Below are 12,328 nucleotides of genomic sequence, written 5' to 3'. Positions count from 1 at the left end.
TTTTGGTATGGTGCTGTTAAGGACATTAAATGCGGGCGCAGTGGTCACCGGCCCGCGGCAAGAAGATATCAGGATGCGGTTAAAATACCGCCAATCATCGCACGTAATCCCTGGGCAAATGACGCGTCACCCGCCAGGTCTTCGGCTTCGATGTCGGCCAGTACGCCATAGGTCAGATCCAGCAATAAACGAGAGGTCATCGCCGTGTTAATGTCAGGACTTATCTCACCTTTTTGCTGGGCATCGCGCATACGCTGGGCGATGTATTCGGTGATTGTCAGATGCTTATTCCTGAGCATAGCGGCAACCTGCGGATTGCGCATTCCTTCCGCCATAATCTCTACCACCAGCGCCCGCTGGGCAAAGGCTTCATGCGTCAGGGAGACTATCGACTCGACCATATATTCTACAAAATGAATCCCTTCGATAGGGTCCCGGAAGCGGGCCAGCGCCCTCTCCTGATCCTGGAGGATAATTGCCTGAATCAAGGCTTCTTTAGAAATGAAATGGTGGTAAAGCGTCCCGGGACTTATACCGCAGGATTTACAGATGGCTTTCATCGAGGCACTGTGAAATCCATTTTCTGAAAAAATCTCTCTGGCAGCATTGAGGATCCGGGTCCGTGTCGGTTGTGCTTCAGTCTGCATGTTATCCATCGTTAAACCAATATAGTTAGCATGAATAACTAGTTTACCGCGTTGTCAGGTGAGCGCCTATCATTGCTGTTGAATAGTGCGAAGGCACACCCGATTCGTTTACTATTCACACGATAATTGGTCAACCAATGAACATAACCTGGTTACCAGTTTTCTGGCGTTTTTTCACTGCTGAACTCGCTGTACCGGTAAACAACACTCACTCAGTTGTTTACCGGCCTGCTAGCGATTAATTAAGCTCCTGTACCCCACCGCCGGATACGGTGAGTATTTGCCCGCTTATCCAACTGGCAGCAGGTGAACACAGAAACAGCGCCGCGTTAGCAATATCTTGCGGTTGACCCAGACGTCTGATTGGCGTGTGCTGCAACATTTTTTGTTCAATTTCTGGCGTAATAACGGATTTTAGAGCATCAGTTAATATTGCCCCCGGCGCAATGCCATTCACCCGAATATTTTTTTCACCCAGATCAAATGCCATATTTCTCACCAGATGACTGGCCGCAGCTTTAGATGACGCATAGGAAGTCATGTTTTTATTTTTATTTTCTGCAGCCATAGAAGTGATAGTCAGAATAACGCCTCCGCCATTTTTTTCCATTTCTGGCGCAATGAGTTGTGACAGATGGAAAAAAGAAAACACATTCAGTTCATAAGCGCGGCGGAAATCCGCCATTGGCATATCAAACGGTTTAGGACCACCGCCACCCGCGTTGTTAACCAGAATATCCACTTTGCCCAACTTACTGATGGCAAAGTCTGCCAGAGCAGATAATTCCTGTTCGGAAGTAATATCACAACGCCAGGCAAATGCCTGTCCACCAAGCTGTTGAATCTCATCAACAACATGATTTGCTGCATCGGCATTAATATCACTGACCACCACAGATGCACCTGCTGTCGCGAATGTAATGGCAATTTCTTTACCAATACCAGCACCCGCACCGGTGATGATGGCGCATTTTCCGTCGAGTCTCAGGTTGTCAGAATTAAACACATAAACCTCCTGTGAACTTCAGTAAATAAATTAAAAGGCACCGCCTGTGTGCCACATTTTTTATCATTAACCTCGGGGAAAAGACACTACCAGGTATAGCAGATAAAGAGAGATTATTTCGCCGTAATGAGCCGCGCGGGGATAATCAGATTTCGAGAGTGATTCTCTTCGTGACTGATTTTTTGCATCATGCGATCGGCAAGCGTAAAGCCCAGTTCCCGCGCAGGTGTGCAGGCCCAGACAATCGGAAAATCATCAAGAGCAGTTTGCGTTACATCAGTAAATGCCGCTAATGAAACCTGTTGCTCAAAATAACGATCGACCCCGCTTTCGCCGCTTTGCCGCCCTGCTTTCAGTAAACCAAACCACGCGCCCATCGCAATGGTTTCGTTGTAGCACACCACCGCGCTGATGGTCGGGTTATGGCGCAAAAGCGCCGTTATAGCTTCCGCAGCCAGCTTCTGGCTGGAAGAACATTCCAGTACCCAATCGCTGTGAAACGGCAGACCAAATTTTAATAGTGTTGCGCAATATCCACCCACTCGTTCCGCGCGGGTTAAAGAGGAACTTTGCCCTCCCAGCCAGGCGATACGCTGATGCCCATTGCGAATAAGGTGTTCCGTCAATAACTGCGCTGCCTGCATGTTATCCGGGCGAACAGTATCCACATCTTCAAGATAGCTGGCACGGGATGCAAAAATCACCGGGATGTCTTTTTCTTCTGCCATGCGCCGCAGGTCATCACTGCTTCCTGCCGCACCGGCAATCACCACACCATCGACACCCTGATTCAGTAGCAGTGAAAATCGCTGGGCCAGTTGCTCGCCATCTTTACCGCCGTGGAGCAAAAAAACCATCCGCCCCTGTGCTTCCAGCGCCTCTGTCAGCCCGGCCGTTAATTCAGCGTAAAACGGCGAAGATAAGTCGCGCACAATTAAGCCAATTACGCCACTCTGCCCGCCGCGCAGCGCAGATGCCTGGCGATTTCGCACAAAGCCTAACTCTTCAATGGCCGCGTTAACCCGTTCTCCCGTGGCGGCAGATATTCGCCCTTTGCCACTAAGCACCAGCGAAACGGTACTGACTGACACGCCCGCAGCCAGCGCAACATCATGAATGGTGATTTTTTTGGCGGTAGCCATGCAGATGACCTACTCCCTGATTATGTGACAGATAAAACGTTTTACCTTTAATTTATCTTATACCCGCTATTATCGTTGCGTAATGTGATTTATGCCTCACTAAAATTTGATAAAACGTTTTATCTTCTCGCGCAATTTATTGAATCCAGACTGTTCTCAACAAGGAGTCGTTTTATGACGGCGAAAGCAGCACCGAAAGTCACGCTGTGGGAATTCTTCCAGCAGTTAGGCAAAACCTTTATGTTACCCGTGGCGTTATTGTCGTTCTGCGGCATTATGCTCGGAATTGGCAGTTCCCTTAGCAGCCACGATGTCATCACCCTAATCCCGGCATTGGGTAACCCCGTGTTGCAGGCCATCTTTACCTGGATGAGTAAGGTTGGCTCGTTTGCTTTTAGCTTTCTGCCAGTGATGTTCTGTATTGCAATCCCACTCGGGCTGGCGCGTGAAAACAAAGGTGTTGCAGCATTCGCGGGTTTTGTCGGTTACGCGGTCATGAACCTTGCGGTTAACTTCTGGTTGACCAATAAAGGCATTCTACCAACCACCGATGCAGCCGTTCTGAAAGCCAATAATATCCAGAGTATTCTTGGGATCCAGTCGATCGACACCGGGATCCTCGGTGCAGTGATCGCCGGTATCATTGTCTGGATGCTGCATGAGCGTTTCCATAATATCCGCCTGCCAGATGCGCTGGCGTTCTTCGGCGGCACCCGCTTCGTGCCCATTATCTCCTCACTGGTGATGGGACTTGTCGGTCTGGTAATTCCGTTAGTCTGGCCGATATTTGCTATGGGCATTAGTGGATTAGGTCATATGATCAATAGCGCAGGCGATTTCGGACCGATGCTGTTTGGTACTGGCGAACGTCTGCTGTTGCCGTTTGGTCTGCATCACATTCTGGTGGCATTAATTCGCTTTACTGATGCGGGCGGCACGCAGGAAGTCTGCGGTCAAACCGTAAGCGGCGCGCTGACTATCTTCCAGGCGCAATTAAGCTGCCCGACCACACACGGTTTCTCTGAAAGCGCTACGCGTTTCCTCTCCCAGGGAAAAATGCCTGCCTTCCTCGGCGGCCTGCCTGGTGCGGCATTAGCCATGTATCACTGCGCACGCCCGGAAAATCGCCATAAAATTAAAGGCCTGCTGATTTCTGGCCTGATCGCCTGTGTCGTTGGCGGCACCACAGAACCGCTGGAGTTCCTGTTCCTGTTCGTTGCGCCAGTCCTGTATGTCATCCACGCACTGTTAACCGGCCTCGGCTTCACTGTCATGTCCGTTCTCGGTGTCACCATCGGTAATACCGACGGTAATATCATCGACTTTGTGGTATTCGGTATTTTGCATGGTCTGTCGACTAAGTGGTACATGGTGCCAGTGGTGGCGGCAATTTGGTTTGTTGTTTACTACGTCATCTTCCGTTTCGCTATCACCCGCTTCAATCTGAAAACACCGGGGCGCGACAGTGAAATCGCCAGCTCAATCGAAAAAGCCGTTGTCGGTACGCCGGGTAAATCAGGTTACAACGTTCCGGCAATCCTCGAAGCCCTGGGTGGTGCCGACAATATTGTCAGCCTTGATAACTGTATTACTCGCCTGCGTTTGTCTGTGAAAGATATGTCGCTTGTGAATGTGCAGGCGCTGAAGGACAATCGGGCAATTGGCGTAGTTCAATTGAATCAACATAACCTGCAGGTTGTTATTGGGCCGCAAGTTCAATCGGTAAAAGATGAAATGGCCGGTTTGATGCGCACTGTTCAGGCATAAGGATAAAATATGTTCGATTTTTCAAAGGTCGTGGATCGTCATGGAACATGGTGTACACAATGGGACTATGTCGCTGACCGTTTCGGCTCTGCGGATCTGCTGCCGTTCACGATTTCAGACATGGATTTTGCCACCGCACCCTGCATTATCGAGGCGCTGAATCAGCGCCTGATGCACGGTGTGTTTGGCTACAGCCGCTGGAAAAACGATGAGTTTCTCGCGGCAATTGCCCACTGGTTTTCCACCCAACATAACACCGCCATTGATACGCAGTCGGTGGTTTATGGCCCTTCTGTTATCTATATGGTGTCGGAATTGATTCGCCAGTGGTCTGCCGTCGGTGAAGGCGTGATGATCCATACCCCCGCTTACGACGCATTTTACAAAGCCATTGAAGGTAATCAGCGCACCGTGATGCCCGTTGCTTTAGAGAAGCGGGAGGACGGTTGGTTTTGCAATATGGCAAAACTGGAAGCTGTACTGGCGAAACCAGAATGTAAAATTATGCTCCTGTGTAGCCCGCAGAACCCCACGGGTAAAGTCTGGACTTGCGATGAACTGGAGATAATGGCAGACCTTTGCGAACGCTATGGTGTACGCGTTATCTCCGATGAAATCCATATGGATATGGTATGGGATGAGCAACCACATATTCCCTGGAGCAACGTGGCGCGCGGAGACTGGGCGCTGCTGACTTCTGGTTCGAAAAGTTTCAATATTCCTGCCCTGACCGGAGCTTACGGTATCATTGAAAACAGCGAGAGCCGCGAGACGTATTTATCAGCACTGAAAGGTCGTGATGGGCTTTCCTCCCCTTCTGTACTGGCATTAACAGCACATATCGCCGCCTATCAGCAAGGCGCAGCGTGGCTGGATGCCTTACGTGTCTATCTGAAAGACAATCTGAGGTATATCGCCAATACAATGAACGCCGCGTTCCCGGAACTCAACTGGCAGCCCCCACAATCCACTTATCTCGCCTGGCTTGATTTACGGCCTCTGAACATTGATGACAATGCACTGCAAAAAGTCCTGATTGAGCAAGAAAAAGTGGCGATCATGCCGGGATATACCTACGGCGAAGAAGGCCGTGGCTTTGTTCGTCTCAATGCCGGATGCCCTCGTTCGAAACTGGAAAAAGGTGTCGCCGGATTAATTAACGCCATCCGCACTGTACGTTGATTGCGATTGCGCAACGCAAATAATCGTTGCGCAATCGTAGATTTTTACCCTGCTTTGTTTTTATAATGGTGCGCACTTTTATATCCAGAAAAAGAGTGCGACCATGATTGATACCACCCTGCCATTAACTGATATCCATCGCCACCTTGATGGCAACATTCGTCCCCAGACCATCCTTGAACTTGGCCGCCAGTATAATATTTCACTTCCTGCACAATCGCTGGAAACGCTGATCCCCCACGTTCAGGTCATCGCCAACGAACCCGATCTGGTCAGCTTCCTGAGCAAACTTGACTGGGGCGTTAAAGTTCTCGCTTCTCTTGATGCCTGCCGTCGCGTGGCATTTGAAAATATTGAAGATGCCGCTCGAAACGGCCTGCACTATGTCGAACTACGTTTTTCGCCAGGCTACATGGCGATGACGCATCAGTTGCCTGTTGCGGGCGTGGTCGAAGCCGTCATTGATGGCGTGCGTGAAGGTTGCCGCACTTTTGGTGTGCAGGCGAATCTTATCGGCATTATGAGTCGAACCTTTGGCGAAGCCGCCTGCCAGCAAGAACTGGAGGCATTTTTAGCCCACCGTGACCAGATTACCGCGCTGGATTTAGCCGGTGATGAACTTGGTTTCCCGGGTAGTCTGTTCCTTTCTCACTTCAATTGCGCACGTGATGCGGGTTGGCATATTACTGTTCATGCAGGTGAAGCTGCTGGCTCGGAAAGCATCTGGCAGGCTATTCGTGAACTGGGGGCGGAACGTATTGGACATGGCGTAAAAGCCATTGAAGATCGGGCGCTGATGGATTTTCTTGCCGAACAGCAAATTGGTATTGAATCCTGTCTGACCTCAAATATTCAGACCAGTACCGTAGCCTCTCTGGTGGCACATCCACTGAAAACGTTCCTTGAGCATGGTATTTGCGCCAGCATTAACACTGATGATCCGGGGGTTCAGGGCGTAGATATCATTCACGAATATACCGTCGCCGCACCCGCTGCGGGTTTATCTCGCGAGCAAATTCGCCAGGCGCAGATTAACGGTCTGGAAATGGCGTTTTTGAGCGCCGATGAGAAACGTGCTCTGAGAGAAAAAGTGACTGCGAAGTAAGAACATGCCTGATAAGGCGCGTAAGCGTCGTATCAGGCATTTGAATTCATCGCCGGATGCAGTGTAGTCGCTTTATCCGGCTCCAAAAATCGATTATCACGCCAGGCACAGCGTCGCGCGATGTTTGGCGGATTCGATACCAAGTTCAATGAGTTCCATCACCTGAATCGCCTGACTTGCCGGCACCGGATTTTCTCCGTCACCATTCAACGCATCACGAATAGCAGCGTAGTAAGCCGGATAATTTCCCGGCACCGTCAGCAGTGTTTCTTCGACGCGTTCCTCACCTTCAACACGGGTAAGTACGCCGTCACGCATATCATAGCCCCAATCTTCCTGCGGCAAACGTTCGCCATTTTTCAGCCGCTCTTCCTGTGGATCGAGTCCATACTTAACGTAGCTGCCGCGAGAACCATGAACGATATAGCGTGCCGACTCTGCTGCCGCCAACATAGTGCCGTGTAAAATGACCCGCCGCTGTGGGTAGGACAAAATGGCGTGGAAATAATCTGTCGACTGCGCTCCCGGGCGTAACTGTGCTAAATCTACGGTCATGCTGACGGGTAAGCCAAACAGCGTAATAGCCTGATCGAGCAAATGCGGCGCTAAATCGTACCAGATACCGCTACCGGGGCCGCCCTGTTCACGCCAGCGATCGCGCACCTGTGGACGGAAGCGGTCGAAATGAGACTCAAAGTAAGCCACTTCCCCCAGCAAGCCTTCCGCGAGCAAACCTTTTAGCGTCAGGAAATCGCTATCCCAGCGACGGTTATGAAACACTGACAACACGCGCCCAAGACTCTTTGCCAGAGCATCCAGCTCCCGTGCTTGTGACAGTGTCACGGTGAAAGGCTTATCAACAACCACATGTTTACCCGCTTCCAGTGCCGCTTTTGCTAACGGAAAATGGGTATCGTTGGGCGTAGGAATGACAATCAGGTCAATATTAGGATCATTAAAGAGATGCTTCGGTTCAGAGACAACCGTAACTGTTGGCCAATCAGCCTTCACTTTTGTTTCGTCACTGCTGGAGATCACCGCCAGCTCCAGCCCGGGCGTGCCCGCAATCAGGGGAGCATGGAAGGTTTTGCTCGCATAACCGTACCCAATCAACCCAACACGGATGTTGTCGCTCATGTCATTGCCTCTCATTGAAGTATGATGCTATTTGACACTATCCTTTACCCTCTCTCAACAGTTTAATAACCTGCCTGCAATACGGGGGGTTATTTAACTTAAGTCAAAAAAAGAGCGAATTTTCTGAAGGCAAAAGATAAATATCGCAAAAACATCAGTAAAAATCTTGCTGGAGCAATTATTGCTAAGTAACATTTACGGCCTTAGTTAATGGATCAATCAACATAGATGTGGGCAGTAATGAATCGTCTTATTGAATTAACAGGTTGGATCGTTCTTATCGTTTCAGTCATTCTTCTTGGCGTGGCGAGTCACATTGACAACTACCAGCCGCCTGAACAGAGTACCCCGGTACAACACAAGTAATCTCTGCGTTTGCAGGGCAACATGCAGCCCGTCCGGGTGCATGTTTTGACTTGTCGGGTATTTAAACCAGGAATTTATTATTTTGCACGGTGTTGTTGACGATTGTCAGGGATAGTAAAGCGCGTTACTCTTTTATTAGCAGTATTTCATCCCAGAATTATTTGCCATCAGCACATTCTTATTATTGCTTTAACGTTCACCTATGGTGAGATTTTATCATTACATATAATGCCTACCACTTTGGTATTAGTTATTTAATGGATCTTTTATGACAGCTCAGGAATACTTATTAAAATTTCGTAAAATCAATTCACTCGAAAGCCTGGAAAAACTCTACGATCATCTTAATTACACCCTGACGGACGATCAGGATATTATAAATATGTATCGTGCAGCCGATCACCGCCGAGCAGAGCTGGTTTCTGGCGGGCGTTTGTTTGACCTCGGGCAGGTTCCGAAATCGGTCTGGCACTACGTTCAATAAAGAAAGTAGCGATCGGTTATAAAAGCTTTATAATGACGCCCCTAAAATTAGATTTGCCCGTTTGCTGTCGCTATTCTGGAGAACTTATGACCACCACAACGCCACAACGTATTGGAGGCTGGTTGCTTGGCCCGTTAGCCTGGCTGTTAGTTGCCTTACTGAGTACGACGCTGGCGCTGTTGCTGTACTCCGCAGCGTTATCTTCTCCTCAAACATTTAAAACGCTCAGCGAACAATCCCTGACAACGCAAATCTCATGGGGCGTTTCGTTTATTACCGCCATCGCTATGTGGTATTACACACTGTGGTTAACCATCGCTTTCTTTAAACGTCGGCGTTGTGTTCCTAAACATTATATTATCTGGCTACTGATTTCCGTATTACTGGCAGTTAAAGCCTTCGCGTTTTCTCCGGTTGAAGATGGTGTAGCCGTTCGCCAGTTGCTGTTTACTTTGTTGGCAACTGCATTGATCGTCCCCTATTTCAAACGCTCGTCGCGGGTGAAAGCGACGTTTGTGAATCCGTAATAACCTTACAGTTAACCTGTTGTCGCCTGCTCTGGATTAACGGATAATAGGCGGCTTTTTTATTTCAGGCCGAAAAATGACTGACTACCTGTTACTGTTTGTCGGAACTGTACTGGTCAATAACTTTGTACTGGTCAAGTTTCTGGGGCTCTGTCCGTTTATGGGGGTTTCCAAAAAGCTGGAAACCGCGATGGGCATGGGGCTGGCAACAACATTTGTGATGACGCTGGCGTCTATTTGCGCCTGGCTTATCGACACGTGGATTTTAATCCCACTCAATCTGATTTATCTGCGCACCCTGGCGTTTATTCTGGTGATTGCCGTAGTCGTGCAGTTCACCGAGATGGTGGTGCGTAAAACCAGCCCGGTACTTTATCGACTACTCGGGATTTTTCTGCCGCTTATCACCACCAACTGTGCGGTGCTCGGCGTAGCGTTGCTGAATATCAACCTCGGGCACAATTTCTTGCAGTCGGCGCTGTACGGTTTTTCTGCTGCTGTCGGCTTCTCGCTGGTGATGGTGCTTTTTGCCGCCATTCGCGAACGTCTTGCTGTGGCCGATGTTCCGGCCCCTTTTCGTGGTAATGCCATTGCGCTGATTACTGCGGGTCTTATGTCTCTGGCCTTTATGGGCTTTAGTGGTTTGGTGAAGTTGTAATGAATGCTATCTGGATTGCCGTTGCCGCCGTGAGCCTGCTGGGCCTGGTGTTTGGCGCCATTCTGGGTTATGCCTCCCGCCGTTTTGCGGTGGAAGACGATCCGGTCGTTGAGAAAATTGACGAAATTTTACCGCAAAGCCAGTGTGGTCAGTGCGGTTATCCAGGCTGTCGTCCGTATGCGGAAGCCATCAGTTGTAATGGCGAAAAAATCAACCGCTGCGCACCTGGTGGCGAAGCTGTGATGTTGAAAATTGCCGAGTTGCTTAATGTCGAGCCACAGCCGCTGGATGGCGAAGCGCAAGAGTTGACGCCTGCGCGCATGGTGGCAGTTATTGATGAAAATAACTGTATTGGCTGCACTAAGTGCATTCAGGCGTGTCCGGTAGACGCCATTGTTGGCGCTACCCGCGCAATGCATACAGTGATGAGCGATCTGTGCACGGGCTGCAATCTTTGCGTTGACCCATGCCCTACACACTGCATCTCCTTACAACCGGTCGCAGAAACGCCTGACTCCTGGAAATGGGATCTGAACACCATTCCCGTGCGCATCATTCCCGTGGAACACCATGTTTAAGTTATTTTCTGCTTTCAAAAAAAATAAAATCTGGGACTTCAACGGCGGTATTCATCCACCGGAAATGAAAACCCAGTCCAACGGTACGCCTCTACGCCAGGTGCCACTGGCGCAGCGATTTGTCATTCCGCTGAAGCAACATATTGGCGCTGAAGGTGAGCTGTGTGTTAGCGTCGGGGATAAAGTGCTGCGCGGTCAGCCACTCACTCGCGGTCGCGGCAAAATGCTGCCGGTTCACGCACCAACCTCCGGCACCGTTACAGCTATTGCCCCCCACTCTACGGCTCATCCTTCAGCATTAGCTGAATTAAGCGTGATTATTGATGCTGATGGTGAAGACTGCTGGATCCCACGTGATGGCTGGAGCGATTACCGCTCACGTAGCCGGGAAGAGTTAATTGAACGTATTCATCAGTTTGGCGTCGCCGGGCTGGGGGGGGCGGGCTTCCCTACGGGTGTTAAATTGCAGGGTGGCGGCGATAAAATCGAAACCTTGATTATCAATGCTGCCGAGTGCGAACCATATATTACCGCCGATGACCGTCTGATGCAGGATTGCGCCGCTCAGGTGGTAGAAGGCATTCGCATTCTTGCACATATCCTACAGCCGCGCGAAATTCTTATCGGTATTGAAGATAACAAACCACAGGCAATTTCCATGCTGCGCGCAGTGCTGGCAGACTCCCGCGATATCGCTCTACGGGTTATTCCAACTAAATATCCTTCCGGCGGTGCCAAACAGTTAACGTACATCCTGACCGGGAAGCAGGTGCCACACGGCGGCCGTTCATCAGATATCGGTGTGTTAATGCAAAACGTCGGCACCGCTTACGCGGTGAAACGCGCTGTTATCGATGGCGAGCCCATTACCGAGCGCGTGGTGACGCTGACTGGTGAAGCCATTGCACGTCCGGGCAACGTCTGGGCGCGACTGGGTACACCTGTGCGTCATTTATTGGATGATGCCGGATTCCGTCCTTCTGCTGATCAAATGGTGATTATGGGCGGCCCGCTAATGGGCTTTACATTGCCGTGGCTGGATGTGCCGGTCGTCAAAATCACTAACTGCCTGCTGGCGCCGTCGGCCAGTGAACTCGGTGAACCGCAGGAAGAACAAAGCTGCATCCGCTGTAGCGCCTGTGCTGACGCCTGCCCTGCCGATCTTCTGCCGCAACAGTTGTACTGGTTCAGCAAAGGTCAGCAGCACGATAAAGCCACCGCGCACAACATTGCCGACTGTATTGAATGTGGGGCCTGCGCCTGGGTTTGCCCGAGCAACATTCCACTGGTGCAATATTTCCGTCAGGAAAAAGCAGAAATTGCCGCCATTCGTCAGGAAGAGAAACGCGCCGCAGAAGCAAAAGCGCGTTTTGAAGCCCGTCAGGCACGTCTGGAGCGCGAAAAAGCCGCGCGTCTTGAACGACATAAGAGCGCGGCGGTACAACCTGCAGCCAAAGACAAAGACGCGATTGCTGCCGCACTGGCACGTGTGAAAGAGAAGCAGGCCCAGGCCACGCAGCCTATTGTGATCAAAGCTGGCGAACGTCCGGATAACAGCGCAATTATTGCAGCACGGGAAGCGCGTAAAGCGCAAGCCAGAGCGAAGCAGGCAGAATTACAACAGATCAACGACGCAACAACCGTTGCTGATCCGCGCAAGGCTGCCGTCGAGGCCGCTATTGCCCGCGCCAAAGCGCGTAAACTGGAACAGCAGCAGGCTAACGCCGAG

General features: G+C 50.5%; 13 protein-coding genes. 9 read left to right on the top strand and 4 right to left on the bottom strand.

Annotated features, from left to right (window positions below):
- Positions 1–68: 68 nt before the first annotated feature.
- The 3 genes from uidR to malI all read right to left on the bottom strand — a co-directional run bounded on the left by uidR (position 69) and on the right by malI (position 2,795).
- Positions 69–656 (bottom strand): DNA-binding transcriptional regulator UidR, encoded by a 588-nt coding sequence (gene uidR / locus A31E_RS15325; RefSeq protein ID WP_000369704.1) that lies wholly within the window; start codon positions 654–656, stop codon positions 69–71.
- Positions 657–885: 229 nt separating this feature from the next.
- Positions 886–1,653 (bottom strand): 7-alpha-hydroxysteroid dehydrogenase, encoded by a 768-nt coding sequence (gene hdhA, locus A31E_RS15330; RefSeq protein WP_000483368.1) that lies wholly within the window; start codon positions 1,651–1,653, stop codon positions 886–888.
- A gap of 113 nt (positions 1,654–1,766) precedes the next feature.
- Positions 1,767–2,795: a mal regulon transcriptional regulator MalI gene (gene malI / locus A31E_RS15335; RefSeq protein WP_001516341.1), complete on the bottom strand. Its 1,029-nt coding sequence runs from the start codon at positions 2,793–2,795 to the stop codon at positions 1,767–1,769.
- 174 nt (positions 2,796–2,969) lie between these two features.
- On the opposite strand from malI, the gene malX reads away from it, so the two are divergent.
- The 3 genes from malX (at position 2,970) to add (ending at position 6,849) form a co-directional block, all read left to right on the top strand.
- Positions 2,970–4,562 (top strand): PTS maltose transporter subunit IICB, encoded by a 1,593-nt coding sequence (gene malX / locus A31E_RS15340; protein ID WP_001516340.1) that lies wholly within the window; start codon positions 2,970–2,972, stop codon positions 4,560–4,562.
- A gap of 9 nt (positions 4,563–4,571) precedes the next feature.
- Positions 4,572–5,744, top strand: coding sequence for a MalY/PatB family protein (locus tag A31E_RS15345; protein WP_001516339.1), 1,173 nt, complete (start codon positions 4,572–4,574; stop codon positions 5,742–5,744).
- A 103-nt stretch (positions 5,745–5,847) separates the two neighbouring features.
- Positions 5,848–6,849 (top strand): adenosine deaminase, encoded by a 1,002-nt coding sequence (gene add, locus A31E_RS15350; RefSeq protein ID WP_016248679.1) that lies wholly within the window; start codon positions 5,848–5,850, stop codon positions 6,847–6,849.
- A gap of 96 nt (positions 6,850–6,945) precedes the next feature.
- Here the strand turns inward: add and A31E_RS15355 are convergent, their stop codons facing one another.
- A complete protein-coding gene (locus A31E_RS15355) occupies positions 6,946–7,986 on the bottom strand; it encodes an oxidoreductase (protein WP_001282501.1) in 1,041 nt (346 codons plus the stop codon).
- Between the two features lie 240 nt (positions 7,987–8,226).
- Between A31E_RS15355 and blr the strand changes: the two genes are divergently transcribed.
- The 6 genes from blr to rsxC form a co-directional block, all read left to right on the top strand.
- Positions 8,227–8,352 carry a division septum protein Blr gene (blr, locus tag A31E_RS0122505; protein ID WP_032141301.1) on the top strand — a complete coding sequence of 42 codons (126 nt, stop codon included), beginning with the start codon at positions 8,227–8,229 and terminating at the stop codon, positions 8,350–8,352.
- Between the two features lie 268 nt (positions 8,353–8,620).
- A complete protein-coding gene (gene ydgT / locus A31E_RS15360) occupies positions 8,621–8,836 on the top strand; it encodes a transcription modulator YdgT (protein ID WP_000126621.1) in 216 nt (71 codons plus the stop codon).
- Between the two features lie 86 nt (positions 8,837–8,922).
- Positions 8,923–9,363 carry a DUF2569 domain-containing protein gene (locus A31E_RS15365; protein ID WP_001516338.1) on the top strand — a complete coding sequence of 147 codons (441 nt, stop codon included), beginning with the start codon at positions 8,923–8,925 and terminating at the stop codon, positions 9,361–9,363.
- A 76-nt stretch (positions 9,364–9,439) separates the two neighbouring features.
- Positions 9,440–10,021, top strand: a complete 582-nt coding sequence (gene rsxA / locus A31E_RS15370; protein WP_000133193.1) for an electron transport complex subunit RsxA — start codon at positions 9,440–9,442, stop codon at positions 10,019–10,021.
- Complete coding sequence (gene rsxB / locus A31E_RS15375) at positions 10,021–10,599, top strand: electron transport complex subunit RsxB (protein ID WP_000991825.1); 579 nt, start codon at positions 10,021–10,023, stop codon at positions 10,597–10,599. The genes rsxA and rsxB overlap by 1 nt, the downstream gene beginning before the upstream one ends.
- A partial coding sequence (rsxC, locus tag A31E_RS15380) for an electron transport complex subunit RsxC (protein ID WP_016248678.1) occupies positions 10,592–12,328 on the top strand: 1,737 nt, incomplete at its 3' end. The genes rsxB and rsxC, both read left to right, overlap by 8 nt.

The organism is Escherichia sp. KTE159 (genome assembly GCF_000408805.1).
GTDB classification, from domain to species: domain Bacteria; phylum Pseudomonadota; class Gammaproteobacteria; order Enterobacterales; family Enterobacteriaceae; genus Escherichia; species Escherichia marmotae.
The sequence above is the reverse complement of the archived record's forward strand: the minus strand, read 5'-3'. Positions and strand labels throughout refer to the sequence as shown.

Bases quoted from the DNA above. Each gene is read 5' to 3' on its own strand.
- rsxA (WP_000133193.1), top strand. From the start codon at position 9,440: ATGACTGACTACCTGTTACTGTTTGTCGGAACTGTACTGGTCAATAAC.
- add (WP_016248679.1), top strand. From the start codon at position 5,848: ATGATTGATACCACCCTGCCATTAACTGATATCCATCGCCACCTTGAT.
- malX (WP_001516340.1), top strand. From the start codon at position 2,970: ATGACGGCGAAAGCAGCACCGAAAGTCACGCTGTGGGAATTCTTCCAG.
- malI (WP_001516341.1), bottom strand. From the start codon at position 2,795: ATGGCTACCGCCAAAAAAATCACCATTCATGATGTTGCGCTGGCTGCG.
- uidR (WP_000369704.1), bottom strand. From the start codon at position 656: ATGGATAACATGCAGACTGAAGCACAACCGACACGGACCCGGATCCTC.
- ydgT (WP_000126621.1), top strand. From the start codon at position 8,621: ATGACAGCTCAGGAATACTTATTAAAATTTCGTAAAATCAATTCACTC.
- rsxB (WP_000991825.1), top strand. From the start codon at position 10,021: ATGAATGCTATCTGGATTGCCGTTGCCGCCGTGAGCCTGCTGGGCCTG.
- blr (WP_032141301.1), top strand. From the start codon at position 8,227: ATGAATCGTCTTATTGAATTAACAGGTTGGATCGTTCTTATCGTTTCA.
- A31E_RS15345 (WP_001516339.1), top strand. From the start codon at position 4,572: ATGTTCGATTTTTCAAAGGTCGTGGATCGTCATGGAACATGGTGTACA.
- A31E_RS15365 (WP_001516338.1), top strand. From the start codon at position 8,923: ATGACCACCACAACGCCACAACGTATTGGAGGCTGGTTGCTTGGCCCG.
- A31E_RS15355 (WP_001282501.1), bottom strand. From the start codon at position 7,986: ATGAGCGACAACATCCGTGTTGGGTTGATTGGGTACGGTTATGCGAGC.